The sequence below is a fragment of the Halorussus salinisoli genome, assembly GCA_005239435.1.
GTDB classification, from domain to species: domain Archaea; phylum Halobacteriota; class Halobacteria; order Halobacteriales; family Haladaptataceae; genus Halorussus; species Halorussus salinisoli.
In genome coordinates this window covers 207,540-233,050 of sequence record SZNP01000001.1, presented here as the reverse complement: position 1 = coordinate 233,050, position 25,511 = coordinate 207,540, and the positions used below count along the sequence as shown (strand labels likewise).

31 protein-coding genes are annotated in these 25,511 nt (G+C 65.3%); 18 read left to right on the top strand and 13 right to left on the bottom strand.

Annotated features, from left to right (window positions below; genetic code table 11):
* Positions 1–17 precede the first annotated feature (17 nt).
* Positions 18–1,637 (top strand): SagB/ThcOx family dehydrogenase, encoded by a 1,620-nt coding sequence (locus E2484_RS05755; protein ID WP_137284276.1) that lies wholly within the window; start codon positions 18–20, stop codon positions 1,635–1,637.
* Positions 1,638–1,828: 191 nt separating this feature from the next.
* Complete coding sequence (gene larE, locus E2484_RS05750; protein WP_137284275.1) at positions 1,829–2,713, top strand: ATP-dependent sacrificial sulfur transferase LarE; 885 nt, start codon at positions 1,829–1,831, stop codon at positions 2,711–2,713.
* Positions 2,714–2,934: 221 nt separating this feature from the next.
* Here the strand turns inward: larE and tatC are convergent, their stop codons facing one another.
* Positions 2,935–3,771 (bottom strand): twin-arginine translocase subunit TatC, encoded by an 837-nt coding sequence (gene tatC, locus E2484_RS05745; RefSeq protein WP_137284274.1) that lies wholly within the window; start codon positions 3,769–3,771, stop codon positions 2,935–2,937.
* Between the two features lie 93 nt (positions 3,772–3,864).
* On the opposite strand from tatC, the gene E2484_RS05740 reads away from it, so the two are divergent.
* The 6 genes from E2484_RS05740 to E2484_RS05715 all read left to right on the top strand — a co-directional run bounded on the left by E2484_RS05740 (position 3,865) and on the right by E2484_RS05715 (position 8,781).
* Positions 3,865–6,147 (top strand): twin-arginine translocase subunit TatC, encoded by a 2,283-nt coding sequence (locus E2484_RS05740; RefSeq protein WP_137284273.1) that lies wholly within the window; start codon positions 3,865–3,867, stop codon positions 6,145–6,147.
* A 287-nt stretch (positions 6,148–6,434) separates the two neighbouring features.
* The gene (locus E2484_RS05735; protein ID WP_137284272.1) at positions 6,435–6,608 is read left to right on the top strand and encodes a ribbon-helix-helix domain-containing protein; all 174 of its coding nucleotides are present in this window, start codon (positions 6,435–6,437) and stop codon (positions 6,606–6,608) included.
* Between the two features lie 14 nt (positions 6,609–6,622).
* Positions 6,623–7,351 (top strand): queuosine precursor transporter, encoded by a 729-nt coding sequence (locus tag E2484_RS05730; RefSeq protein ID WP_137284271.1) that lies wholly within the window; start codon positions 6,623–6,625, stop codon positions 7,349–7,351.
* A 120-nt stretch (positions 7,352–7,471) separates the two neighbouring features.
* Entirely contained in the window at positions 7,472–8,242 is a 771-nt protein-coding gene (locus E2484_RS05725; RefSeq protein WP_137284270.1) for a DUF7537 family lipoprotein, read from the top strand.
* Between the two features lie 57 nt (positions 8,243–8,299).
* Positions 8,300–8,506 (top strand): hypothetical protein, encoded by a 207-nt coding sequence (locus E2484_RS05720; protein ID WP_137284269.1) that lies wholly within the window; start codon positions 8,300–8,302, stop codon positions 8,504–8,506.
* 65 nt (positions 8,507–8,571) lie between these two features.
* Positions 8,572–8,781 carry a hypothetical protein gene (locus E2484_RS05715; RefSeq protein ID WP_137284268.1) on the top strand — a complete coding sequence of 70 codons (210 nt, stop codon included), beginning with the start codon at positions 8,572–8,574 and terminating at the stop codon, positions 8,779–8,781.
* 10 nt (positions 8,782–8,791) lie between these two features.
* Here the strand turns inward: E2484_RS05715 and E2484_RS05710 are convergent, their stop codons facing one another.
* Positions 8,792–9,550, bottom strand: a complete 759-nt coding sequence (locus E2484_RS05710; protein ID WP_137284267.1) for an RlmE family RNA methyltransferase — start codon at positions 9,548–9,550, stop codon at positions 8,792–8,794.
* Positions 9,551–9,687: 137 nt separating this feature from the next.
* Here E2484_RS05710 and E2484_RS05705 point away from each other — a divergent pair, with 137 nt between their 5' ends.
* Positions 9,688–10,431 carry a DNA polymerase sliding clamp gene (locus E2484_RS05705; RefSeq protein ID WP_137284266.1) on the top strand — a complete coding sequence of 248 codons (744 nt, stop codon included), beginning with the start codon at positions 9,688–9,690 and terminating at the stop codon, positions 10,429–10,431.
* Between the two features lie 79 nt (positions 10,432–10,510).
* Here E2484_RS05705 and E2484_RS05700 read toward each other — a convergent pair whose 3' ends face one another.
* Complete coding sequence (locus E2484_RS05700; RefSeq protein WP_137284265.1) at positions 10,511–11,101, bottom strand: DUF7474 family protein; 591 nt, start codon at positions 11,099–11,101, stop codon at positions 10,511–10,513.
* A 389-nt stretch (positions 11,102–11,490) separates the two neighbouring features.
* On the opposite strand from E2484_RS05700, the gene E2484_RS05695 reads away from it, so the two are divergent.
* Positions 11,491–12,441, top strand: coding sequence for a phosphotransferase enzyme family protein (locus E2484_RS05695; protein WP_137284264.1), 951 nt, complete (start codon positions 11,491–11,493; stop codon positions 12,439–12,441).
* Position 12,442: 1 nt separating this feature from the next.
* On the opposite strand, the gene merB is transcribed toward E2484_RS05695, so the two are convergent.
* Positions 12,443–13,042, bottom strand: coding sequence for an organomercurial lyase (merB, locus tag E2484_RS05690; RefSeq protein ID WP_137284263.1), 600 nt, complete (start codon positions 13,040–13,042; stop codon positions 12,443–12,445).
* A 75-nt stretch (positions 13,043–13,117) separates the two neighbouring features.
* Between merB and E2484_RS05685 the strand changes: the two genes are divergently transcribed.
* A complete protein-coding gene (locus tag E2484_RS05685) occupies positions 13,118–13,480 on the top strand; it encodes a winged helix-turn-helix transcriptional regulator (protein ID WP_321111916.1) in 363 nt (120 codons plus the stop codon).
* A gap of 150 nt (positions 13,481–13,630) precedes the next feature.
* Here the strand turns inward: E2484_RS05685 and E2484_RS05680 are convergent, their stop codons facing one another.
* Positions 13,631–14,422 (bottom strand): aldo/keto reductase, encoded by a 792-nt coding sequence (locus tag E2484_RS05680; RefSeq protein ID WP_137284262.1) that lies wholly within the window; start codon positions 14,420–14,422, stop codon positions 13,631–13,633.
* A gap of 67 nt (positions 14,423–14,489) precedes the next feature.
* Positions 14,490–15,749 carry an MFS transporter gene (locus tag E2484_RS05675; protein ID WP_321111913.1) on the bottom strand — a complete coding sequence of 420 codons (1,260 nt, stop codon included), beginning with the start codon at positions 15,747–15,749 and terminating at the stop codon, positions 14,490–14,492.
* A 108-nt stretch (positions 15,750–15,857) separates the two neighbouring features.
* Between E2484_RS05675 and E2484_RS05670 the strand changes: the two genes are divergently transcribed.
* Positions 15,858–16,082 carry a hypothetical protein gene (locus tag E2484_RS05670; RefSeq protein WP_137284261.1) on the top strand — a complete coding sequence of 75 codons (225 nt, stop codon included), beginning with the start codon at positions 15,858–15,860 and terminating at the stop codon, positions 16,080–16,082.
* On the opposite strand, the gene E2484_RS05665 is transcribed toward E2484_RS05670, so the two are convergent.
* Positions 16,079–16,546: a cupin domain-containing protein gene (locus E2484_RS05665; RefSeq protein WP_137284260.1), complete on the bottom strand. Its 468-nt coding sequence runs from the start codon at positions 16,544–16,546 to the stop codon at positions 16,079–16,081. The two genes, E2484_RS05670 and E2484_RS05665, sit on opposite strands and share 4 nt — an antisense overlap.
* 241 nt (positions 16,547–16,787) lie before the next feature.
* Between E2484_RS05665 and E2484_RS05660 the strand changes: the two genes are divergently transcribed.
* Positions 16,788–17,108, top strand: a complete 321-nt coding sequence (locus E2484_RS05660) for a 4Fe-4S dicluster domain-containing protein (protein WP_135853481.1) — start codon at positions 16,788–16,790, stop codon at positions 17,106–17,108.
* Positions 17,109–17,155: 47 nt separating this feature from the next.
* Here E2484_RS05660 and E2484_RS24800 read toward each other — a convergent pair whose 3' ends face one another.
* Positions 17,156–17,320: a DUF6757 family protein gene (locus E2484_RS24800; RefSeq protein WP_170977252.1), complete on the bottom strand. Its 165-nt coding sequence runs from the start codon at positions 17,318–17,320 to the stop codon at positions 17,156–17,158.
* A gap of 607 nt (positions 17,321–17,927) precedes the next feature.
* Positions 17,928–18,719: a PHP domain-containing protein gene (locus tag E2484_RS05655; RefSeq protein WP_137284259.1), complete on the bottom strand. Its 792-nt coding sequence runs from the start codon at positions 18,717–18,719 to the stop codon at positions 17,928–17,930.
* Positions 18,720–18,863: 144 nt separating this feature from the next.
* Between E2484_RS05655 and E2484_RS05650 the strand changes: the two genes are divergently transcribed.
* Entirely contained in the window at positions 18,864–19,148 is a 285-nt protein-coding gene (locus E2484_RS05650; protein WP_137284258.1) for a DUF5789 family protein, read from the top strand.
* Positions 19,149–19,178: 30 nt separating this feature from the next.
* Here E2484_RS05650 and E2484_RS05645 read toward each other — a convergent pair whose 3' ends face one another.
* A complete protein-coding gene (locus E2484_RS05645) occupies positions 19,179–20,195 on the bottom strand; it encodes a DUF5784 family protein (protein ID WP_137284257.1) in 1,017 nt (338 codons plus the stop codon).
* Between the two features lie 331 nt (positions 20,196–20,526).
* Between E2484_RS05645 and E2484_RS05640 the strand changes: the two genes are divergently transcribed.
* Complete coding sequence (locus tag E2484_RS05640; RefSeq protein ID WP_321112431.1) at positions 20,527–20,703, top strand: DUF5786 family protein; 177 nt, start codon at positions 20,527–20,529, stop codon at positions 20,701–20,703.
* Positions 20,704–20,784: 81 nt separating this feature from the next.
* On the opposite strand, the gene E2484_RS05635 is transcribed toward E2484_RS05640, so the two are convergent.
* On the bottom strand, positions 20,785–21,648 hold the full coding sequence (locus tag E2484_RS05635; protein WP_137284255.1) for a YkgJ family cysteine cluster protein: 864 nt from the start codon (positions 21,646–21,648) through the stop codon (positions 20,785–20,787).
* Positions 21,649–21,799: 151 nt separating this feature from the next.
* On the opposite strand from E2484_RS05635, the gene E2484_RS05630 reads away from it, so the two are divergent.
* Complete coding sequence (locus E2484_RS05630) at positions 21,800–22,093, top strand: hypothetical protein (protein ID WP_137284254.1); 294 nt, start codon at positions 21,800–21,802, stop codon at positions 22,091–22,093.
* A 58-nt stretch (positions 22,094–22,151) separates the two neighbouring features.
* Here E2484_RS05630 and E2484_RS05625 read toward each other — a convergent pair whose 3' ends face one another.
* Entirely contained in the window at positions 22,152–22,475 is a 324-nt protein-coding gene (locus tag E2484_RS05625; RefSeq protein ID WP_137284253.1) for a HalOD1 output domain-containing protein, read from the bottom strand.
* 146 nt (positions 22,476–22,621) lie between these two features.
* Here E2484_RS05625 and E2484_RS05620 point away from each other — a divergent pair, with 146 nt between their 5' ends.
* Both E2484_RS05620 and E2484_RS05615 read left to right on the top strand, forming a co-directional pair.
* Positions 22,622–22,831, top strand: coding sequence for a DUF7561 family protein (locus E2484_RS05620; RefSeq protein ID WP_137284252.1), 210 nt, complete (start codon positions 22,622–22,624; stop codon positions 22,829–22,831).
* A 94-nt stretch (positions 22,832–22,925) separates the two neighbouring features.
* Complete coding sequence (locus E2484_RS05615) at positions 22,926–24,824, top strand: helicase C-terminal domain-containing protein (RefSeq protein WP_137284251.1); 1,899 nt, start codon at positions 22,926–22,928, stop codon at positions 24,822–24,824.
* A gap of 367 nt (positions 24,825–25,191) precedes the next feature.
* On the opposite strand, the gene E2484_RS05605 is transcribed toward E2484_RS05615, so the two are convergent.
* A complete protein-coding gene (locus E2484_RS05605) occupies positions 25,192–25,371 on the bottom strand; it encodes a hypothetical protein (RefSeq protein ID WP_137284249.1) in 180 nt (59 codons plus the stop codon).
* Between the last annotated feature and the right edge of the window lie 140 nt (positions 25,372–25,511).

Sequence of the window (25,511 nt, the reverse complement as noted above, 5' to 3'; positions counted from 1 at the left end):
CCACGTTATTCGATGGCATGGCCGAGCGCGTCTCCGCCCGCGAGTACCACGAGCAGACGAAACACTCCCCGGAACGACTCCGGAACTCGAACTTCGGTCTGGACTTCTCGAACAAGCCCACGCCGTACAAAATCTACGAGGAGTTGCCGACAGTCGCACTGCCGAGACGAGTACGCCCGCCGCAACGTCCCACGTTGGCCGCCATCGCCGGCGGAAACCCCGACTCGGGGGAGACTCGAACCCCCGACCTCGGTGACCTGACCCAACTCTGTTACTACGCAGCGGGCGTCACCAAGAAAATCCGGCGAGGGGAGCGTGAGATTCTCTTCCGGGCGGCCGCTTGCACCGGGGCGCTCTACCACGTCGACCTCTATCTCGTCACCGGCGACTGCGTCGAGCCCCAGGCGCGACGAGACGGCGGCGACGAAACCGCCGACCGTCCCGACCTCGACGCCGGGGTCTACCACTTCGACCCGCGAACGCTCTCGCTCGACGTGCTTCGGGAGGGCGACTACCGGAAAGTCCTCGCAGACGCCACGGGCGACGAGGAGCGAGTCGCCGACGCACCGCTGACCGTCGTCGCCACCTCGACGTGGTGGCGAAACGCGTGGAAGTACCGCGAGCGAACGTACCGCCACGCCTTCTGGGACTCCGGGACGGTGCTGGCCAACCTCCTCGGCGTCGCGCACGCGCTCGACCTCTCGGCAGGTGTCGTGGCTGGCTTCGCCGACCGGCAGGTCGCAGACTTGCTCGGCGTGGACGTGGAGCGGGAAGCGCCGCTCGAACTCGTCCCGGTCGGAACCGGCACTGGAACTAGAACCGGAACCGGGATCGGAACCGAGGAGCCGATTCCCGACGCGCCCGGAGTCGAACCGCTCTCGCCCGCGACGAAACCCCTCTCGCGCCGCGAGAAGCAGTACGACCTGATTCCGGCCGCCTACCGCGGGTCGGCCCTCGAAGACGGGGCGGCGGCCCGCGAGTGGCGCGAGAAGCGACCCGAGGACTCGGGCGTGGGGACTCGGCCGCCGGGCGACGGAGCGCGAGTCGAGTTAGACCCCGTGGACGACGCCCGCGCGGCGAAGACGCCGCTCCACCGGACCGTCCGGCGGCGAGGGTCGTGTCGGGAGTACGACCGCGAGACCCTCAACTTCCGGAAGGTATCGACCGTGTTGGACCGCGCCGTCTCGGGGTTCCCGGCCGACTTCCGGGACCCCGAGGGACCCGCGCTCCAGTTCGGCGACTGCTACCTCGTCGTCCACGACGTGGCGGAAGTCGCTCCCGGCGCGTACCAGTACCACCCCGAAGCGGGTGAACTCGAACTGCTCCGGGAGGGCGACTTCCGACGGGAGGCGGCCCACCTCGCGCTCGACCAGCGACTCGCTGGCGACGCGGGTCTCTGCGCGTTCTTCCTGACCGACCTCGACGCGGTGGTCGAGCGACTGGGCGACCGCGGCTATCGCGCGGCCCAACTGGAGGCGTCGCTGACCGCCGGAAGGTTGTACTTGGCGGCCTACGCCCACCGAGACCTCGGCGCGACCGGACTGACCTTCTACGACGACCTCGTGACCGAGTTCTTCGAGCCACGGAGCGACGGCCAGACTCCGACGTTCCTCTGGACGATGGGTCGTCCGGCGTGAACCGCCTCGAGGTCGAACTCCGAGCCACTCGGCTTCGTCGTCTGTAGACAGCGATACACCTACAAGATCGGCTTGGCCGGACGTGGCCGCGCACGGACAGGATGTTACTCAGTGCGTCGAAAGGGCTCTTTTTTCACGAGTCGCCGCCGCGTTCAACGCGCTTTTCTCTCGCCGACTCCAACCGCCGAGACATGGCTACCATCGAGGAGAAAGCGCAGGCGGTCCGCGAGGACCTCGCCGAGCGCGAGGGAGTGCTCGTCGCGTTCTCGGGCGGAGTGGATTCGAGCGTCGTCGCGGCGCTGGCCCACGACGCGCTCGGAGACGACGCCGTGGTCTGCACCGCCAAGAGCGAGACCCTGCCGGAGGCGGAGCTGGACGATGCCAAGCGGGTCGCCGACGAAATCGGCGTCCGACACGAAATCGTGGAGTTCTCCGAGTTGGACGACCCCGACTTCGTGGTGAACGACGACGACCGGTGTTACCACTGCCGGACGATGCGCCTCGGCAAGATGTTCGAGGCCGCCGAGGAGTTGGGTCTCCCGGTCGTCTGCGACGGGACGAACGCCAGCGACGCCGACGGCGGCCACCGACCAGGACTCCAGGCCGTCGAGGAACTGGACGCCTACTCGCCACTGCTGGCCCACGACGTCGACAAGGAGGAAGTCCGGGAACTGGCCGACGCCTACGACCTGTCGGTGGCCGACAAGCCCTCGATGGCCTGCCTCTCGTCGCGGATTCCCACCGGACTCGAAGTCACCGAGGAGAAACTCTCGCGGGTCGAGCAGGCCGAGACGCTGCTCCGCCAGTGGGGGTTCTCGCAGTTCCGCGTCCGAGACCACGACGGGCTCGCCCGCATCGAAGTCGGCGAGGACGAGCTCGACGCGGCGCTGAATCCCGACTTCGCGGCGGCCGCCCGCGAGCGACTGACAGACCTCGGATTCGACCACGTGACGCTCGACCTTCAGGGGTATCAGACCGGGAGCGTCAGTCCCGAGGGCGAGACGGACGAGTCGACCGACCTGGACGAACCGCTCGTGGAGGACGTGTTCGATTCGGAGTATCCGACCGCCGAGTAGGACGGTAGTCACTCGCCAGTTGGGTCGTAGAAAGTGGCATGGGCGTTCGCACCCAGGGTGGCAGTTTGCTGGCACGCGAACTGCGATGTTGTAGCTGCTGGCACGCGAGCTATGTGGCAGGCGCGAACGCTACCTGTTCTTGGTATCCTTGCCCCTTAGTTATATGCCGATTACGCCGAGGGAAACGTGTCGTTGTGCATCGGAAGGCGGGAAAACGGACCTCAGTTCCCCGTCCACTTCAGGAGGAACAGGGTGGACTCGAAGAGCGTGATCATGGTCAGCGTGACCAGGATGGGTGCCATCCCGGTCGGGTCCGGCGTGAACAGGAACGAGACGCCGAGGAACCCGCCCCAGAACAGGAGTCGGCGGTCCGCGAGCCATCGACGGGTCGTCAGGCCCATCATGATGGCGAGCATGATGAACAGCGGAATCTGGAACACGACCGCCAGATACCCCATCAGCATCAGGATGAGGTTGAACGTCTTGCTCAGTCCGAACGCGAGGACGGCCGCGTCCTTGGTGTAGGTGATAAAGTACGTGAACACCGCGGGGAGGACGAGGAAGAACGCGAAACTCACGCCGACGACCGCCAGCACGAGGCTGGTCGGCACCGCCGCGAGGTAGTACCGGCGCTCGTGCGGGTACAGACCCGGCCGCATGAAGAGGTACGTCTCGTAGACGAACACTGGAAGCGCGATGACGACTCCGGCGAGGCTAGCGACCTTCAGTTCGGTCAGCACCAGCGCCAAGGGGTGGTAGAGCCGAGGGCGCGCCTGTTCTCCCAACTGGTCGAACGGGATGATGCTGTACCAGAGGAAGTTGATCACTCGCTCCGAGAACGGGAGCGCGACGGCGGTGACGAGACCCGCGACGGCGATGATGATAGCCAGCCGTTTTATCATCTCCTCGATGTGGTCGGCCAGCGGCATCTCCTCGTCTTCGAGCGGCTCGTCCGGCCTCGACGCCGGATCGTTCAGCGTTTCCGTCTCTCTCGGCGCGGTTCCGTGGTCCTCCGCGGGCGAGAGATTGCTGGCCGTCGCCTCCGATTCGTCAGCCATTCAGTCGCTCTAAGCAGTCCTGTCATTATAGGCTTTCTTCTCTTGGAAGGACGAGAAGATTGATAACTAAGACACGGCTACCCTTCCCAAAGAATGTCTGGGACTGGAAGTAGTATCGTAGACGAGGACACCGCCCGCACCGTCAACAGCGGCCGCGAAACCGTCGGTGCGATGCTCTCGACGGCGCAAGACCACCTCCAGAAGGTCTTCGTCGTCTTCCTCGTCGGCTTCGTCGCCTCGTTCTACGCGCTTCGCTCCGTCGGGTGGCCGTTCCTCAAGAGCGTCACCAAGGCCCAGATGCCGCCGTCGCTGGCCGAGTCGGTCACCATCATCGCCGTGACCCCGTTCGACGTCATCCTCTTGCAGGCGAAGATCGGTGCCGTCGCGGGCATCATCATCGCACTCCCGGTACTGCTCTACTACTCTCGGGACTCGCTCCGCCAGCAGTCGTGGTATCCGGGTGCCCCCATCGCTCGGTGGAAAATCGCCGTTCTCGTCCTGCTCGCGCTCGGACTGTTCGTCGGCGGCATGCTGTACGGTTACGGCGTGTTCTTCCCGCTGATGTTCAAGTTCCTCGCCAACAACGCCATCACCGCGGGCTTCGAGACGCGCTACTCCATCGTGAAGTGGACCGAGTTCATCGCGTTCCTCTCGCTGTCGTTCGGACTGGCCGCGGAACTCCCACTGGTGATGAGCGGACTGGGCTACACCGGTATCGTCCCGTACGAGACGTTCCGCGACAAGTGGCGCTACGCCGTCATGGGTATCTTCCTCTTCGGGGCCGTCGCCTCGCCGCCCGACCCGTTCACCCAGATCATGTGGGCGACGCCGCTCATCCTGCTGTACGGCTTCAGTCTCTACCTCACGAAAATCGTCGTGACGCTCAAGCGCGGGAGCGAGCGACTCAGTTTCGCCGGAGTGGTCCGAGACAACTGGATACGGATGCTCGGCGTCCCCGTGCTGGCGTTCCTGCTCGTCAGGACCTTCTTCACGCGCGTCGGCGTCGCGTCCGTGAACGCGGAACTTCCCGCGAAGTACGCACTTCCGGCGGTCGGTGAGGCGCTCGGTCTCCCGCGTGCAGAGGCCGTCCTCGTCGCGTCCGGGGCGGTCGCACTGGTCGCGTTCGTCGCCGTGTTCCTCTACTACCTCACGCAGGCGCTCAACGAGGCCGCGAGTGCCGCGATGGCCGCGGGTGGCGTCGGCGTACCCTCGGCGGGCGCTCCCGCCGACATCGACCTCGGGACCCTCGACGCCGGGGCGGTCCGGGCGGCCCCACCCGAAATCTTCGCCGACATGAGCGAGGAGGACGCGGTCGGCTACGCCCGCGAGGCGATGGACGCCGACGATCCCGAGAAGGCCCAGGCCATCCTCGACCGCTACGACGAGCTCAACCCCGAGGACGACGAGGAGGCCGAAGGGGACGCCGCCGAGACCGCGGGGGCCGCCGGAGCAGAGGCGGCGGCCGAGGCCGGCGAAGACGACGAGGACCTGAACGAGGCGACCTTCCCCCGCCAACCCGACGAACCCGAGTCCTCGGGTAACGTCCTCGAAAGCACGGCCGCGGGCATGGCCGACGCCTTCACCGAGGACGAGACCACCGAGGACGACATCGGCGGGTGGTTCTACGACCTCCGGTTCATCTTCGAGAGTCTCACGTCCAAGATGTTCCGCATCGTGGCGGTGTTCATGGCGGTCCTCGCTAGCGTGTTCACGTTCCTCTACCGCGGCGGCATCGGCAAGATCCGCGAGGACTTCCTCTCGCGGCTTCCGGCCGAGGTCAGGCCCGAGATGGGGTCGGGCGAGACCGTGCTGAACATCGTGACGCTCCACCCGGTCGAGGCGCTGGTGTTCGAGGTCAAGATCGCGACCCTGCTGGGGGCCGTGGCGGTCCTGCCGCTCGTGCTCTACTACGCGTGGCCCGCGATGAAGGAGCGCGGACTCGCGTCGGGTAGCCGCAACGTGTTCGGTCTCTGGTCGGGCACCATCGCGGTCGGTCTGGTCGCCGGGAGCGCCCTCGGCTACACCGTCGTCGCGCCGACCGTCATCTCGTGGCTGGTCGCCGACGCGGTTCGGGCCGAGATGATAATCTCCTACCGCGTCAGCAACTTCTTCTGGCTGGTGTTCTTCACCACTGCCGGAATTGGCCTGTTGGCCGACATACCCCTGACGATGTGGCTGTTCGAGCGCGGCGGTATCGTCTCGTTCGACGCGATGAAAGACCGCTGGCGCGAAGTTACCATCGCGGTGTTCGCGGTCGCAGGGCTGGCCACGCCCGGGAGCCTCTACACGATGTTCCTCCTCGCCATCCCGATTTCGGTGGCGTACTTGATCGGACTCGGCGGTCTCTGGCTCGTGACGCTCGGCGGTCGGCGGTAGGGCGCGACCCGCCGGTCTCTCGACGTTGGTTTCGGCGCTACTCCGGAAGACTCGTTCTGCCCACCGAACAGTAGCTAGCGCACACGCCGTCTCGACCGGGGTCGCGTCCGAGCAGACACCGTTCGCTCGCAGAGCGAGACGTTCAGATGGCAAACCGAAGTGTCTAAAACGTTCTAATAGAACGAAATACAATCTCGATAGAAATTTAAATATTTCTGAACTCGCGCTCGACGCCGCTCACGTCGGAGTCTCGAACAGTTTAAACCACCGAGCGATAATACCCCAGTATGAGCAAGATAAGCGTGGAAGTGCCCGACGAACTCCTCGAAGACCTCGACGACCACGTCGGCGAAGACGGGAAGTTCGTCAACCGGAGCGAGGCCATCCGGGCCTCCGTGCGAAAGATGCTGGACGTACTGGACGAAATCGACGAGCGACACGGCCGACTCGAAGACGACTGACCGAGGACTCGAAGATGACCGACCACTACCGAGAGACCACACCGCTCCCTACCGGACGCATCGCGCTGGTCGCGTTGTTCGTCACCGCGCTGGTGACGGCCCAGATGACCGCCTCGAAGCTACTGGGCTTCTCCATCCCCGCCTCGCTCCCGTTCACCGGCGACATGCTGGTGATGCCGGGCGCGGCGCTGGCCTACGCCCTGACCTTCTTCGCGTCGGACTGCTACTCCGAACTCTACGGTCCCGACGAGGCCCACAAGATGGTCAACGTCGGGTTCGCGATGAACTTTGTCCTGCTGGCGCTCGTCTACTCGACCATCGCCGCGCCCGCCGCGCCGTTCGGTTCCATCGACCCCGCGACGTTCGAGCGCGTCCTCGGCGCGAGTCTCGACATCGTCGTCGCCAGCCTGCTGGCCTACGTCGTGAGCCAGCACTGGGACGTGCTGGTCTTCCACCGCATCCGCGAGTGGACCGACGGCGAGCGCCTCTGGGTCCGGAACGTCGGTTCGACGGCGACGAGCCAACTCCTCGACACCTTCATCTTCGTGTTCGTCGGGTTCGCCGTCATGCCCGCGCTCCGCGGCGGCGACCCGCAGGCCCTGAACGCGCTTCTCGGACTCGTGGTCGGCCAGTACGTCCTCAAACTCCTCATCGCGGTCGTCGACACCCCGTTCGTCTACGCCGCGGTCGGCTATCTCCGGTCGCGCGGGTCGGCCGCGCCAGCGCCGCGGACCGCCGACTGACGCGGACCCCAGACCGATTCCTCCGGCGGACGCCCGCGACTCGCACCCGCCTACCGACTGACACCCACACCCGACTGACACCGGTGGCTCTTTCTGCCCCCTCGCGTACCGTGGATTCACATGCGACGCAAGGCCCTCCAGTTACTCGCGATCAGTTGTCTCGTCGCCCTCGCCGGTTGCTCCGGCGCGCTCACCGGCGACGGTGGTGCAGGTGAACAGTCGCTCGAAGACGTCTCCTATCCGGCAGGCGTCTCCGAGAACGGAACGAACGTCTCGGCCCTCGGAGAGAGCCACACCGAGGCGCTGAATGGGAGTAGTTTCGCGCTCGGACTCGACGTGAACCAGAGCAGTTCGCAGTCGAATCGGTCGACCGCCCTACGAGCGGCGGTCGGGCCGAACCGCGACAACGTGCGAATGAACGTCTCGGACACGAAACGAGCGATGGAACTGTACACGACCGCCGAGCAACGCTACCTCCGAATCGGTACCGACGGTGACGCGACGTATCAGACGTCCGAGCGCACGTCCGACGGTACGTCACTCGTTCCGTCGTCGTACTCCGGCGCGTCCTATCTCGACCGGTTCGCCGGACAGGTCGGAGCGAACTTCACGCCGACCGGCGTCCGCGACGTCGACGGTACGACAGTCGTCGTTCTCCGAGCAGACGGGAGCGACGTCTCCGCGCCCGACGGGACGAACGTTACGGACTACAACGCGACCATCCTCGTGGACGAGCAGGGCGTCGTCCATCGGTTCGAAGCGTCGATACGGACCGGCCGCGACGACGCCGCGTCGCGCATCTCGGTCACGATGACGGTTTCGGACGTGGGCGAGACGGCAGTCGAAGAACCGACGTGGCTCGACGAGGCGCACAACCAGACTAGTAACTGACTGGTCAATTAACGGCCAAAAGCGTTTCTTGAGTGTGGTTGAGTGAGCCAGACGAATATGCGAAAGCTACTCGGTGGGTTGACCGCCTCTTTCGGCCTCGCCGTGACCCTGTTCGGCGGTTGGATGCTGGTCCGGGGACCCTTCCTCGGTGGTCCGTCACTCGACTCGACGTCGATGCTCGCGGCGCTGACCGCGTTCCTGGTCGGCATCGTCATCTTCTTCAGAGGGCTGGTCAGGTGGGCCGACGTCGGCGCGCGCATCTGACACACGGCGAGTCCGCGGTTCGTGACACCCGTCCGGCTTTTCCGCCTCCGTCTCGATTTACCGACATGGGCAGCGACGGTCTCATCGAACTCGACCAGTCGTGTTGGTCGGCGCTGGCGAAGTACAACCTCGTACTGGCGACGGTGTTCGCGATTCTGCTGCTGGTGGTCCGGCAAGTAGACCCGGGACAGGCGCATCTGTTCCTGTTGATAGAAAACGGCGTACTCGCGCTCGTGTTCGGCGGGATTCAGACGTACTGCTGGATTTCGCGGTGACGGACTCGGGCTACACCGGGTCGGCGAACCCGAACCGGGGTTTGACCTCGGTGACCTGGACTTCGACGGTCTCGCCCTGATCGGCACCGGTGACGAACAGCGTGTACTCCTCGACCTTGGCCACGCCGTCGCCCTCCGACCCCTCGTCCACGATTTCGACTTCCACGACGTCGCCCTCCTCGACGGGCGCGGTCATCCGGCCCTTGGCGACGAGGTAGACCTCCGAGGAGGAGTCGCGGGAGGCGTCGGGACGGAGCGTCCGGACGTACTGGAACTCCTCGTCGAGGTCCGACCGGAACTCGTCCAGGTCCTGGCCCTCGAACACCTTCACCGCGAAGTCGCCGCCCGAATCGAGTACGTCGAGCGCCGTCTCGAACGCCTGCCGGGCGAGGTGGACCGACCGGGCGTGGTCCACGCTGTACTCGCCGGTCATGTTCGGGGCCAGGTCGGAGACGACCACGTCCACCGCGTCGCCCGCAATCTCCCGGACCTCCTCCTTCGTGGACTCCTCGGTCATGTCGCCGCGAACCGTCTCCACGCCGTCGATGGAGTCGATTCGCTGGAGGTCCACGCCGATTACGGTTCCCGTCTCGCCGACCTCCTCGGCGGCGACCTGTAGCCACCCGCCGGGGGCCGCTCCGAGGTCCACGACGGTCTTGCCCTCGTGGAGCAGGTCCTCCTCGCGGTCGAGTTGCTGGAGTTTGTACGCGGCACGAGAGCGATAGCCCTCCTGCTTCGACTTGTTGTAGTAGTGGTCTTTGTGGCTCATTTAGTTGGGAGGTAGTAGTCGAGCGAGTGGTTTACCACCTTCGCTCGAACCGAGTAATGGTTCGTTCCGCGTACGCTCTCACGCGTGCGCGCCCGAACGGGTCTTTTTTATGCCGGGGGTTCGTACCACTTGCCAAGATGTTTAAGGCTATCGTGAGCGCCGACACGCTCAAGGACACTATCGACTCCGTGGGCGTGCTGGTGGACGAGTGTAAGATCCACCTCGAAGAGGACGGTCTCGCTATTCGGGCAGTAGACCCCGCCAACGTGGGGATGGTGGACCTCGAACTCGACGCGGCCGCCTTCGAGTCCTACGAGGCCGACGGCGGCATCATCGGCGTGAATCTCGACCGACTCGAAGATATCGCGGGAATGGCGACCGGCGACCAGCCGATTCATCTCGAACTCGACGAGGAGACCCGGAAGCTTCACATCCAGATCGACGGTCTCGAATACACCCTCGCGCTCATCGACCCCGACTCTATCCGACAGGAACCCGACATCCCGGACCTCGACCTCCCGGCGGAAATCGTCGTCGAGGGCAAGGACATCGACCGCTCGGTCACGGCGGCCGACATGGTGTCCGACCACATCGCGCTGGCGGTCGACGCCGACGAGGAGACCTTCGTCGTGGAGGCCGAGGGCGACACCGACGACGTGCGCCTCGAACTCGACCGCGAGGACCTCGTGGACCTGCAGGCCGGTCCCGCCCGGTCGCTGTTCAGCCTCGACTACCTCAAGGACATGAACAAGGCCATCCCGAGCGACGCCGAGGTCACGGTCGAACTCGGCGAGGAGTTCCCCGTCAAACTTCACTTCGACATCGCGGAGGGGCAGGGTAACGTCACCTTCATGCTCGCGCCGCGGATTCAGAGCGACTAACTCGGTTGCGGAACCTTCTCCTTCGACTCTCCAAAACGAGTAGCGCAAGCCGTAATCGGCACCGACACCGACTCCTCGATTACAGACTCCGGTCGATGACCGCCTTCGCGGCCTCGGCCTTCTCCTTCCAACCGTAGCCCGACTCGTAGACGTGGCGCTTCTTGTTCACGAGTTCTTGCGGCGAAGCCTCCTCGAACCCGCCGCGGGTCCACGTTCCAGTGTTGCGAAGCCAGTCCACGACGCGCTCGCGAGTCTCCTCCCACGAGAGACCCACCATCTCGTACCACGCGATCATGGCGAAGACGGCGTTGTCGTGGGCACCCGGCACCGACCCCTTCTCTGCGACGGTCTTGATGGGTTCGACGTTCGGGTCGGTGACGTGTTCCTTGTACTCGGCGGCGGTCAGCAGTTCGAGTTGGCCGCTCTCGGTCTCCATCACGCGCTGTTCGTGTTGGAGGCGGTCCAGCGCGGCCTTGTGGAGGTTGCTCCACCGACCGTGGACGGCGTTCCGGAGCGCGTCCTCGGGGAGGGCGTTGCCCGACAGCACCGCCACGATGTCGGTGTAGGCCTTCTCGATGTCGGACCACGACGCGCCTTCGAACCCGCAGTCGGGGCCGTGGAGGCTACTCGTCGTCCGGCAGTCGGGACAGGGGTAGTCGAACCGCGGCACGACTCGGAGTGTCTCTTTCGGGGTACAAAACTCGTCTGATTCGCTTCTCGCGGGGCGTCGGTGTCTCTCGACACCAGCCCTCACAGACCAATCAGGACCGGACTACACAGTACTGTACGCCGGGAGTCGTAACGCGAGGAGCGCGATGGAATCCCGACCGAGAAACAAATACAATTCTCAGATCAACGTCGAGAGTGGTGTAGAGAACAAATACATTTCCGAAGGTGGAACTCCTGTCGCTTCCGAGCGCGAAACTCGGCGAACAGTCGAGTAACCGAACGTTCAAGTCGCGCTCCCGAGAAGTGGAGCGTGCGCACCTTCTTTCGGTCGTAGCCGCGGCACTGGCCCGTAGCACGACCGGTCGCCGCACGTAACGCGGCGCACAACCCATGACGGAAACACCGGAAGACGTACGCGACGCGCTCGCATCGGTAACGAACGACTTCGAGGTCCGAGAGGAACTGTTGACGACCGACCGCCACGTCGTCCACGAGGTCGAGTTCGAGGGGCGGCGCGCGGTCTGCAAACTCGCCCGCGACGACGCGACCGGCCTACACCGCGATGCGCTGGTTCACGAGCACGTCGCCGAGAGCGGTGCGGCCCCGGTACCCGACCTCCTCGTCCACGGCGAGAACTGCTACGTCGCGTCGTTCGCGGCGGGCGGCGAGTACGACGGGGACGCACCGCGCGAGGTCCGCGAGCGCCGCCTCCGCGACGCCGGGACGACCCTCGCGCGGGTTCACGAGGCGTTCCCGTTCGAGGCACACGGCGAACTCCGGCCCGCGGACGACCGGCTGGAACTCGACGCCCGCGAGTCGTGGCCCGACCTCTTCGCCGAGTGGGTCGCCGACTGGAGCGACGGCCTCGCCGGGTCGGATTTCGCCGACCTCGGAGGAGACGTGGTGGCGTTCGTCCGGAACCACGCCGCCGCGTTCGAGGACGCGGGCGACCCGGTCCTCGTCCACGGCGATTACGAGGACGACAACCTGCGGTTCGGCGACGACGGCGTGTCGTCGGTCCTCGACTGGGAGGTCGCCCGGGCCGCGCCCGGCGAGTTCGACCTCGCTCGCGCCGAACTCGGCTGGTTCGAGAAGCCCCACTCCCCCGAGACCGACGGCGACCTCCGGAGCGCGCTGATAGCGGGCTACGAGTCGGTCCGGCCGCTTCCGCCGGGGTTCGACGCCCGGAGGGCCGTCTACCGGGCGGCACTGACCCTGAAACCGCTCCGGAAGGTCGGCGAAGTCGGTGCCCGGGCGGACGTTCCGGCCGACGAACTCGGCGTCGTGATGGCGTCGTTCGTCCGCGACCGACTCGACGCCGCGCGGCGCGACCTGCGGTGAGTCAGGCCCGGACCATCGCCCGCGCCAGTGCGAACCCGTCTGAGAGCGGGAGTGGCGTCGTCGGCGCGTCGACGCTCTCGGACCATCCCTCGTAAGCGTCTCGGTCGGGGAACGCGTGGATGTACGGACACATCGTCTCGTAGGTCAGTTCCGGCGTCGGTTCGGCGCTCGGGTCGACCGGCGCGACTCCGAACGACAGCACGGCGTCTTCGGGGTCGGTCTCGATACCGGCCTGCGAGACGTGCGAGGTGACGGTAGTACCGGTCCGCGGGCCTTCGGAGCGCACCTCGACCGTGCTGTCCGTCAGGAACGGGAGCAACACGGCGTCGAGGACGCAGACGAACCGGTAGGTGTCGGTCTCGGTCTCGGCGCGGTGGTGGCCCTCGTCGTCGTGGCAGAGGTCGGTGACGTCCGGCGGCCAGTCGTCGCCGAACGTGACGGCGAGAGCGTCGATGCACTCGCCGAACGTCTCGGGACGGTCGTCGGTGCCGAGGAGCGACTTGAGGTTTCCGCCGATTTCGGGCGGCAGTCGCCGGTCCTCGACTGGTTCGGAGTTCGGTTCGTCGTTCGAGTCGTCGTCGATGGAGTTCCGTTCTCGCATCGATATTACTTTGGTACCCAAAGTGCTTATACTGTCGAGTCCGAAGTATTGGATCAACTTCGAGGAGTCGAAGCCATGACCGACGAATCCAAAGCTCTCGAATCCGCGGCCGACGAACTCGCCTGCTACTGTCGACTCGGCGGCGTGATGGACCTCCTGAGTCGGAAGTACGCGATGCAGGTCCTCTGTGTCGTGAACGCGACGGAGCCGACCCGGTTCCGGGAACTGGAGGAGTTGCTACCCGACGCCAGCACCTCCACGCTGTCGGCGCGACTGGACGAACTCGCCGAGGCGAGACTGCTGGACCGAACCCAGTACGACGAGATTCCACCCCGCGTCGAGTACGAGATGACCGCCGACGGCAGCGAACTCGCCGAGCGATTGAAGCCGGTACTCGAGTGGGCCGGCGAACGCGAGGGGACGACGGGAGAAGCTTAGGGCCCGCTACTCCGAGACCCGACTACGGACGGAACCGGAACAATCGAAGCCATCCACCTCGCGTCCGGGTCGGGCGCTATCGAGGTCGGCGACGAAGTGGAACCGCTCCGAGCCGAGCCACGGAGGCGGTCCGAAGAAGCAACGGCGGCGTCAGTTCCACGCCGCGTCGTCGGGGTCCACCAGTCGCTCGCGCTCCTCGATGGCGTCGATTCGCGCGACGTCCTCCTCGGAGAGGGTCGGAGCCTCGAAGTTGGCCCGGAGGTGGTCCTCGCCCGTGGCCTTCGGGATGGGGACCACGCCGTCTCGCTGGAGAAGCCACGCCAGACTGACGGCTTCCGGCGTGGTGTCGTGGTCGTCGGCGATTTCGGCCAGTTCGTCCACGTCACCCGCCTCGCCCTGCATCAACGGCGCGTAGGCGACCACCGTGATGTCGCGCTCCCGGCAGTAGTCGAGCAGGTCGTCTTGGGGGAGCAGCGGATGCATCTCGACCTGATTCGCGGCGACGGGCGTGTCGAGAATCTCGCGGGCCTCGTCCAGCAACTCGGTCGTGAAGTTGCTCACGGCGACGTTCTCGGTCTTCCCGTCGTCGCGGAGTTCGTCGAAGACCGGCAGGGTCTCCTCGGCGTCGTAGGCCCGCATGGGCCAGTGGACGTAGAGCAGGTCCACCGCAGCGACGCCGAGTCGGTCCAGGCTCTCGTCGGTCGTCTCGTGCACGTCCTCAGGCGCGAGGTTCGAGGGATGGACCTTCGTGGCGAGGAAGACCTCCTCGCGCGACACGTCGCTGGCCTCGATTCCGTCGCCGACCGCGGCCTCGTTGTCGTACATCTGGGCGGTGTCTACGTGACGATACCCGATTTCGAGGGCCCGTCGGACGGTCTCGGCGCACTGGTCTGGGTCGTCGTTGCCGGAGGTACCGAGACCCGGACTCGGGAGAGTTGGCATACCGGTTCGTGTCCGGCCGCGGGGAAAAAGCTACGCGCGTCGGCAAACCCGTAGCACCTCGGTGCGGCTATCCGGACGTCGAATCCGGGCCGCGCTCGCCGACCGGCGACGCGAGGGTCCGGACCGCCGCAATCCCGGCGAGGAAAACACCGCCGAGGACGCCGACTGCGACCACCGCAGAGGTGGCGTCGGCGACCACACCGCCGAGGAGGTACAGCGGTAGTTTGACCAGCGCGTACGCCATCGACACCGCGCTCAGGACCGTGGCGCGCCCGACCGACTCCACCTCGCCGTTGACGTGCTGGGTCACGATTGGGTAGAGGAGCGAGCGCGACCCCTTCAGGACGAAGAACGCCGGGAACGCGATCAGGGGCCACAGTAGGGGCGCGACCAGTGCGACGCCGAGGACGAGAGGGACCGCGAGGACTGCACCCCGGACACCGAGTCGAGCCTCTACGGCCCCGGTGTAGTAGCTCGCCACCGCCGAGACGCCCGTGAAGGCGGCGTAGAGCAGACCCATGGAGGCGACTGGAACGCCGAGCGTCTGCGTGCTGATCGGCTGGACGTAGGTGTTGACCGCCTCGACCACGCCGAAGAAGAGGGCGGCGTACGCCACGAACCACCGGAGCGACGGCCGGGCCAACTGCTCGCGGAGGACCGGCAGAGCGTCGAGGACGGTGAACGTGTCGTCGCTCTCGTCCGAGTCGGCGGGGTCAGCGGAATCGGTAGCGTCGGCGTACTGGCGATTCTTCGGGAACGTCAGGAGGACGACGACGCCCGCTCCGTTCAGGATTCCGGAGGCGACGAACGGGAGCGTCGGGCGAACGCTGAACAGGACCCCGCCCACGAGCATGGTGACGACGGTGACCGTCTGCTGGACCGACTGGCCCCGGCCGCGGACGTGGGCGAACCGGTCGGCGTCGAGGTCGGCTTCGAGGGTGTCGTAGAGCCACGCGTCGCCCGAACCCGACCGAAACACCAGCGAGAGCGTCCAGAGGACGTACAGCACGACCAATCCCAGGTACGTCTGGACGACCGCGAATCCCAGAATCGAGACGGTCATGAACCCCGAACTCAGGAGAAGACTGGTCCGGCGGCCGAGTCGGTCGCCGACGTAGCCGGTCGGGATCTCCCCGACTACGGTCAGGACGGAGTAGAGCATGCTCAGCGACGCGATAGCGGTGTAGTCGAGACCACGGTCGAGCAGGAAGAGGGTGAAGATGGGCGAGAAGAAGCCGAACGACACCGTCACCTGATAGAGATAGTACTTCCGGACGGGCGAGGGAGGTAGGCGGTCGGGAGCGAGCGACGACAGGCGACCGAACACGGGAATCGGCCGGAAGTTGTTCGCTATCCGGTAAAAACGCTCGCTGAACGGAATTATTGTAAATTTATAGACGAAAGAGCGAAAGGGAGTGCCCGCGAACTCACGGTCATGGCCGAAGGCGACGCGCCGTGGCGTCTACTCGGAATCGGTGGCCTCGCAAGTCTCTGTTGCGTCGGGGGGAGCGCGGTCGGCGGGGCCGCGCTGGCGAGCGGTGCAGTCGCCGGAGGAATGGGTGCGGGCGTCGTGCAGGTGTTGGTGACGATGTTGACGGTCGGGGTTCTCGGAGTCGTCTGGAGCGCGTTCGGTCCGGACCCGAACTGCGATTGCGACTAGTCGAACCGACCGGTCTCCGCACCGCAGTCCTCGCAGACCGTCACGAGGCCCGTTTCGTCCCCGGCGCGCTCGATGGTGTTCGTGGTCCGCTCGCCGCAGTCCGGACAGTCCCGGCGCAGGTCGAGGTCGCCGCTGTCCTGCGGTGCGCCGAGTGCGAGCGCGACGACGCGCTCGTCGCCTCGATTCACGCCTCGCTGATAGTCGCCGGGAGCGAATCGGACGACCTCTCCGGAAGTGGCTTCGACCTCGCCGTCGTCGGTCTCGAAGGTCACGGTACTCGACTGGACGTAGAAGACCTCTTCCTGATTCGAGTGGGCGTGATAGCCGAACGCGAAACTGTCGCCCGGCGCGAGTTCGTAGTAGTTCAGCGAGAGGTCGGTCGCGCCGAGTGCGCGCGTGAGCGGTCGCTTCACGTCCGCGGGGCCGGTTCGTGACTCGACGTTCTCGATGCGGACCTTCTCCATAGGGGTTCCGTCGCAGGCCGCTGATAAAACTCTCGCGGAGGCAAGTCCGACACGGAACGAGGCCGACGACCGCTCCCTACCTCTATTTAAAACCTTTCGAGTGAGTTAACGGCCGAAATCCGCAAATCCGGCCCGTCACGCGTTTTTAGCCCGGCCTAAACCCTATCTCCGCGTCGGTACGTTTAAATGAATGACCGTGTTTTAAGTGGTCAGTCGCCCAAGTAGGAGTAGGTGAACTACCATGGCAATTGACCCGCAATTTCACGAGAACCGCGAGAAAGTAGACGACCACGAGGGCCACGACGTGTGGGGTCCCGTAGACGAACCCGAGAAGCTGGGCATCCACGGCACCCACGTCGCGGTGGACTTCGACCTCTGTATCGCCGACGGCGCGTGTCTGGAGGACTGCCCGGTGGACGTGTTCGAGTGGGTGGACACCCCCGACCACCCCGAGAGCGAGAAGAAGGCCGACCCCGCGAACGAGGCCCAGTGCATCGACTGCATGCTCTGCGTGGACGTGTGTCCCGTCGACGCCATCGACGTGGACGCCGGCCGGGCCTGACCTAGCGTTTTCTCTCGAATCGAAAGCGCGAGTGAACGAAGGAGTGGCTACTCCGGCCGGTCTACATCTAACTCCTGTCGGAGGTAGGCCAGCGCCTCGGTGTCCGCGAGATACTCGAACTGCTCGCGGAAGTGGGTCTCGCAGAGGCCGACTTGGACGCCGTTCAGTTCGGGCGCGAACGACGCGTCGCGGTCGCAGTAGTGACACCGCATATCACGAATTACTCGGTCACGGAATTTAACGTCTGCGTTCGGTCCGCCGGACCTGTTCAGTCGGGGAGAGAAATCGACTGTGAAACCCGGGGCTGGCGAGAAGTAGGACAGTTGGCGGGAAGAGTTGGCGGCGAGGAAGACAGCGAACGACGGGACGCGAACACGGCAGACCACTACTACGTAAACCGATGACTCGACACACCGGACGGGACTCGTGGACCAGTCCGCCAGGCGTGACCGCAGGGTGTGACAGACTCCGATTTCGTGGATTGTCGCAATCAACGGAACGCGCTGAAGGCCACAGTTCACGGGATGCGCCGCGCACTCGTCCGCGCTTGCGGTGCGCGGACGAGTGCGCAAGCGGGGAGGCACGGGGCGCGGTTACGGTGCGGTTGCAGTGCCGTGCGGTAACTCCGTGGCTCACGAAGTAGCTACCCTCCACTCGACTCCACTCCCCGTTCTCTTCCCGACACTGCTTTCTCGCCTAGGTTTCATCGTTCGTTTCCGATTCGTCGGCTCTCCACTCTCAGATTCCCCCGGAAGACTCTCGGACAGCGGTAGAAACAAATAATTAGTATAAAGAAACGAAAGTACGTCTTTAAGCAATCTATAGGTTGACCGACGACCGGAAGTGGCGGTACTCGGGTTTCGACAGACCTGCCTTGCCGAGTTGGTCGTCGTGGGCGTCGCTCCCGCCGGTCGGAATCAGGTCGTGGTCCACGATAGCGCGTTCGACGGGTCGGGGGTCGGTCTCCTCCCCGTAAGGGTAGTATCGCTCTACGGCGTCGAGGTGGCGCGTCAACTCCAGTGCGGTCTCGGGGTCGTCGTAGCGGTACGGGTGGGCCAGTCCGACGAGTCCGCAGGCGTCCGAGAGGAGTTCCACGCCGCGCTCGAACGAGGTCACGTCGCGGGCGACGAAGCAGGGGCCGTCGTCGCCGATGAGGTCGTCGAACACGTCGCCGACCTCGTCGTAGTCGCTCTCGGGGGAGTCCACGACGGCGCGGGCGACGTGAGGCCTGCCGAGACCCTCGCGGGCCTCGATTTCGAGGTCGATACCGAGATGGTCCTCGACGTTCTCGATTATCCGCCGACCGCGCTCCTTCCGATCGGTCTGGATGCGGTCGAGTTCGTCCACGAGGTCCGGTGTCGGGGTCACGCCGTAGCCGAGCAGGTCCACGCGCTCGCTGTCTTCCGGTTCGACGCGCAACTCGATGCCGTGAACCACCGTCACGCCCTCGAACGCGGTGACTGGTGTCGGGAGTTCCGGGTGGAGGCGGTCGTGGTCGGTGATGGCCACGACCGAGACGCCCGCGTCGCGGGCGGCCGCGGGCACCTCCGACAGCGTCATTTCGCCGTCGGAGTTGGTCGTGTGGACGTGAAGGTCCGCGAAGACGCTCATACCTCCAGAACGCGGTGGGTCGCCGAAAACGCTTCGCTATGGAAACGGACACCATCGGCGGGATAAGCCGCCCTTAGATTCCTTAAATTCTGCAATGACCTACCGCAGCAAGGTTTATAATTAACTTTGATGTAGAAGCTGTCGATGTCACTGAAGCAGGCGAGCGAACTACTTCGCCAACACGACTACCCTGCGACGACGAACCAACTGGCCGACTCCTACGGCGACTACCGACTCGACCACCCGAACGGGTCCGAGACGCTCGGCGAGGTACTCCAGCGCGTCGGGTCCGAGACGTTCGGAACCTCCGGCGAAGCGGAAGAGATGCTCTACTCGGCCGTCAGCAGTGGAGCCATCGGTCGAAAAGGGTACAGCGACCGCGACCCGACGACGCTCGGAACGCTCGGCCCGAACCAAGTCAGCTTCTGAACCTCGGGATTCGCTAACTCCTGTTTTTTGTCAAATCCACTGCACGGCACCGCCGAGGTCTAGCGGGAGCGACCCTTTCTGGTAGGCCTCGACAGAGCCGTCGGGCCGCGCCCGGAAGACGACCGCGGGCCGGTGTCGCACGGCGGGTTGCTCGCCGCGGACCGCGGCCCACTCGTCGTCGCGGAATCCCGAGCAGTCCACGAACAGCACTGCGCCACCGCCGTGCTTCTGCAGTTGGCCCGAGGTCTTGGTCTCGGCCGTCTCGCGCACCGCGGCGACCGGCGTGTCGGCGTGGCGTCTCGTCGGCGGTCGGGGGCGGGTCACTTCGACCAGCGGCGACTCGCCGCCGCCGGGCGGTTCCGCCCGGAAGTCGAGCGAGTGGCCGGTCGTCACCTCGATTTCGGGCGTCACGTCGTACCCGGCGTCGGTGAGAATTTTCGCCGCGGTGAACTCGCTCATCGCCGAGGCCATCCGCACGGGGTCGACCTGTGGACTCGTGCCGAGTTTCGATGCCATCTCGTAGCGGTACTCGTCAAGCGCGCCCGACCGGAGGAACTCCTCGTAGAACGAGAGCGCGCCGTCGCGGGTCGCGTCCGGGAAGCCCATGGCGTGTTCCCGGAAGAACGTCCGGGAGGAGTGTCTGCCGTCCTTCGAGAAGAGCACCGGCAGGAAGAACCACGAGAGGTGGTCGTAGTCGGCCAGCCACGCGTCTTCGGTCCGGAGGTCGGCGAGCAGTTCGCGCTGGGCCCACCGAGCGACCGAGTAGGGAACTTCCTCGAAGGTGTACTTCTCGGTTCGCCAGAGCGCGGAGGGCGTCTCGGTGTTTCCGAGCCAGTAGGCCTCACCGTCGTCGGGTTTCCAGAGGAACAGCGCGAGATCGCCGTTCCCCATCTCGATGCGTCGCGTCTCGTATCCCGACGGCCCGACGTAGTGGGGCGTCAGTAGTTGCGCACCGAACTTGGCTTCGAGCGGTTCGTAGAGGTCGCGTTCGATCTTCTCTTCGGTCCACCGCTCCGTAGAGCGGCGAAAGCGGAGCGGGCTTGCCACGGTCGTGTGTAGTCACGCGAGGAATTTACCTCTTGTGCCGCTGTGGCCGGGATTTCGCGGCCGCGTTCGCTGGACGAACGCTCTCGGACGCTACGTCGAAGGCAATCGAGGGGATACGTAAACGGTCACTCTCGGTGAAACGAAACGTCAACTGCGAGGGAATCTCGCTTTAGGCCATTCCTGCGCCCGACGCATTGCGGGGAGACGGTCGGGAAGAGGCCGGACTCCGAACGTGTTCGCGTAGATTTTGACCTGTTTTCGAGGAACGAAAAGAATGTGATTATCCGTTACATTCATTACCGGCCGAGACCAACCCATGAGTGTGGTTGTCATGTCAATGGGTGCCTATGACGAAGACGAACACGAGCGCCGTGAACGCAAGAACAACACTGTCGACGTCAGCGAAGACGACGACCGAACCACGTATCACGGCTCCGTAGAATACGATTCGGGCGACTCCACTGAAGCGCTCCTCGACAAGTTCGAGGAGATCAAGTCAGGTAAATAGCGATTTACTGATTCTACTCGACACTCGTAGAGTAGCAGAGAGTACTTTTGGGGCCGTAAACTCCCGGTCGCTACGGCGAACTCACCCGTTCCAGCCGGGGGTCTCGGGTGCGCCGCGGTCGTCCTCGACTCGCTCGGCCAGCGTCGGGTCCGGGGCCGCCGAACCGACGTCCGCGGCACGGTCTTCCCAGTCGTCGATGGCCCGTCCGACCCACGAGTCGGTCTCGCGGGCCGCCGCGAGCGCGGATTCGAATCGGTCGCGGTTCACCGTCGTCGTGCCGGGCGCGGACGAGACCGCGGCCGCGGCGAAAAGCGCACGGTCCTCGGCGGTGAGTTCGTCGACCGCCGCGCGCGCGACGACGCCCTCCAGTCGCTCGGGGTCCGGGAAGACGAACACCTTCTCGCCGATGGCCTGCGGACCGAACAGGAATCCCGAGAGGTCGTCGGGCGGTTCGTCGTCGACCAGTCGCTCCCCGCCGAACGTCGCTTCCACGCGCTCGCACTCGGTTTCCTGGCCGAGTTCGAGATTGTGACCGGGATAGTCGGCGCACTCCGCGGGGTACGTCTCCTCGTCGTGAATCCGACACTGGAGCGTCGTCGGGTCGAGGAAGGCGCACGTCGGGAGCCACGTCGAATCCGCGTCGAACAGAGCGACCGGTTTCGGGGACTTCCGAAGTCCGAGAAAGAACGCGGGCTTGTCGTCGATGGCCGACAGCGACACGCCGTCGATTTCGACGCCCGACTCGTCGCGCCAGAGTCGCGGCGTCAGCACGTCGGCCAGCCCCGCATTGAGGAAGTCGCGGGCGTCTCCGCGAGTCAGCGGTACGAGGTTGTAGTCGTCGTCCAAGGGCTCGCGCGGCCCCCTGCGCTCGTGGTCGCTCGGCGCGGACGAGATGGCCCGCCAGTCGATGCAACAGCCGGCACACCCCTCGCAGTTCACCTCCATAGCTGTCTCGCGGGAGTACGCGGACGAGTAGCATAAGGGGAAGGGTGGCCGGTAACGACTCACGAGTGAGTGTCTTCAGTTCCGTGCCCCGATTCCGCGACCCTACAGGTTCGGGACTGCGACTAAAGCCCCCGAACGGGAACCGTCGGGCATGAAACGCGAGCAGACGGCCACCGACGCCGAGGGCGAGTCCGTCAGGGTCTGGATGGTCGAACGAACCTACGCACGGGACGAACACAACATCGTCATCACCTACGCCACGCCGGACGGCGGACGGTACCTCCGGACGAACCGAACCAAGCAAGTACTGGTCGAACCGACGACTGCCGCCATCGACGTGACGTCGGACCGCCTCGAATCGGTCGAAGACCCCGAAATCCGCGAACGGTACGCCGCAGAAGTATCCCGGATGGCCGACAGACACGACCCCGACGACGAGGTGTAGTCGGAATCGTCACGGCCCGGAACCGCCATGGTCCCGAAGTTGGCGTGTCCGACCGAAGTCAGTTCGTCCGCCGGGCGAAGACGTGTCCGTTAGCGTGGACGTCGACCGCGAACTCCCCGACGGAGAACGAGACGCGGCCGGCGTCGCGCGGCGGCCCGTTGCGCGTCGGTCGGAAGACGGCTTCGAGCGCGTCCGGGTCGACGGCGTCGTAGAGACAGACTTTCAGTTCGTCGCTCGGACACTCCGAGGCGGCCTCCAGTGCTTCCAAGACGGTCTGGACGAGCGTCTCGTCGCCGTCCGCGTCGTAGAACGCTTGCGAGACGTTCGACGAGTAGTTTCCGAGTTCGACCGCGGTCGCTACGAACGATTCTGGTTCGTGCATTAGTTCTCTCCCACGTCGGCCGGGGCCGACTCTGATACACACTCTCACTACGAACTAGGATAAATACGGTTCGGAGTTCGTCTTGAACGATGCGTCAACGGAGGTTCGTCGGCAGGGCTTTGTCGCTGGAGGCGCTGATTCCGGCCATGGCCAAGGAAACCTGCGACGGTTGCGGCGAGCAGGTCAAAATCGCAGGTGGCATCGCCAACCTCTGGACCCTCGAACACGACGCGACCGGCGGGATGACGCTGGAGTTCGACAGCGACGGGACCGAACACTTCCTCTGCTTCGACTGCATCGAGCGGTTGCCCGACGACCCGAACGCGGAAGACGTGGCGGCGCTGAGGGAGTCGTAGTTCCGCCACCTCGAATCGTCGGGCGTCTTCCGACCGATAGCCGAATCGCCCGAACCAACAGGCTTTATTCACGATACCGTCGTGACTTAGAACAGTGAACCCCGACCGGATAACCGAGGAGTTTCCCGCGCCCTCCTATCGCGGCAACCAGCGCGACGCCCTCTCGGACGTCAGGGACGCCTTCGAGGGCGGCAACGACGTGGTGCTGATTCGGGCACCGACGGGGAGCGGAAAGTCCCTGCTCGCGCGGGCCATCGCCGGGTGCGCCCGGCCGCCGGACGAGGCCGCGCCGAGCGACGCGACCGGCGCGTACTACACCACGCCGCAGGTCTCCCAACTGGACGACGTGGCCGAGGACGACCTGCTGGACGACCTCAAGATAATCCGGGGCAAGCGCAACTACTCCTGTATCCTGCCGGGCGAGACCGACACTCCAGTGAACCGCGCTCCCTGCGCCCGCGAGAAGGGGTACGACTGTTCGGTGAAGCACCGATGCCCCTACTTCTCCGACCGGGCCATCGCCAGCAACCGCGAGATCGCCGCCATGACCCTCGCCTACTTCATGCGGACCGCCGGGTCGGAGGTGTTCCGGAAGCGCGACGTGGTGGTGATAGACGAGGCCCACGGACTCGCGGAGTGGGCGGAGATGTACGCCGCCATCGACCTGAACCCCCGGACGGTCCCGATCTGGGACGACCTGAAGATACCCGAGATGACCGGGGTAGACCGGGCCGTCGAGTACGCCGACCGACTCCAGAACGTCTGCGAGCGTCGGAAGGACGACCTGATAGCCAAGCAGGAACTCTCGCCGCAGGAGGCCGCCGAACGCGACCGACTGCAAGAACTCATCGGCGAGTTAGACTGGTTCGTGGAGGACTACCGCGACTCGGAGAGCGCGACGACGTGGGTCGTGGACCAGCAAGAGGGCGGAAGCGGCGACGAGGGCGGCCCGATCACCATCAAGCCGATGAATCCCGAGCGGTACCTCTCTCACACCGTCTGGGAGCGCGGGAACAAGTTCGCCCTGCTGTCGGCGACGATTCTGAACAAGCAGGCGTTCTGTCGGCAAGTGGGTCTCGACCCCGCGAACGTCGCGCTGGTGGACGTGGGGCACACCTTCCCGGTGGAGAACCGGCCGCTCTACGACGTGACCCAGGGGAAGATGACCTACGAGTACCGCGACGACACCCTGCCCGACATCGCCCGGACCGTGGTCCGAATCATGCAGAAGCATCGCGGGGAGAAGGGGATAATTCACGCCCACTCCTACGCGATTCAGGAGCGACTCGCCGACCGACTCGACGACTTCGGAGTGGGAGACCGAATTCGGACCCACGACAAGGAGAGCCGGGACGCGCAACTGGAGTCGTGGAAGGCCACCGACGGCGAGGAGGTGTTCCTCTCGGTCAAGATGGAGGAGGCGCTCGACCTGAAGGGCGACCTGGCGCGCTGGCAGGTCCTCTGTAAGGCCCCGTTCCTCAACACCAACGACTCGCGGGTGGCCCACCGCCTCGAAGAGGGTCAGTGGGCGTGGTACTACCGGGCCGCGCTCCGGACCGTGATTCAGGCCTGCGGTCGGGTGGTCCGGTCGCCCGACGACTACGGCGCGACCTACCTCGCGGATTCGAGTCTCCTGCAAGTGTTCGACCGCGCCGAGGCCGACACGCCGCCGTGGTTCCGCGAGCAGGTCGAGCGAACGAGTCGCCCGGACCTGCCGGAGTTCGCCCCCCGGAGCGCGAGTCAGTCGGCGGCCGGGGCGGGAGCGGGCGGAGGTCGGCGCGGGCGGCAGAGTCGGCAGTCGCGTTCTCGCGGCGAGTCTCGTTCCGGGTCGGCGTCGCGCTCCTCGGGCGGGCAGTCCGCGAGCAATCAGTCGTCGGACGACGACGCGTCCGGCGAGAGTTCGTCCGGCGAGAGTCCGTCCGACGGGAACGCGTCGGGTGGCACTTCGACCGGCCGCAAGAGTCCGATGGCGGACGTGTGGGACGTGGAGTGACCGACGACGCGCTACGGGCGGTAGAATCGGCGCGGCGGTCGCTCGCCGACCGCCGCTCAGATGAGCGAAATCGTGTAGGCGATGCCCGAACTGAGCATCAGGAACACGAGAAGCAGTGAGATCAGTTTCTGTCGCGTGTCGTCGTCCATACGGAACGGAAGCGATTCGAGCGAGATAATATTTTGGTTCGCGCGATGGCGGCGTTCGACCATGCGACGGGGACGGTCGACCATGCGACGGCGGGCCGACCGGACCACCGCGGCGGACTCGATGCCAGTTCTCGTCGGAAGTCCACTCCAGGCAGACATAGGTGGATGATTCCTAAACAACTATTTTCATTCCTCATCCATATGCAGACGTTTCTCGCCTACTGCCGTTTCTGGACGGTGCCGAGAATCGCGTCGCAGTTCGGACACAACACCATCCAGTACCGCTGACCGGTGGTCGCGGTCACGGTCACGCCGTCTCGATTCGACTTGGGTTCGACCATCTGTTGGTGGTAGTCCGGATTCGCCGCGTCACCGCCGCAGGACGGACACTTGGGCATACGCTGACGTCAGAACGGCGACGCTTAAAAGTGCGGCCGAGCAGTAGCGAGACGGGTCCGAACCGACGCGCCGGAGACGGCGAAGGTGACGGGAAGCTAGCTATTGCTTGAGTTAATCGTACCGCACCGCCACCGCAACC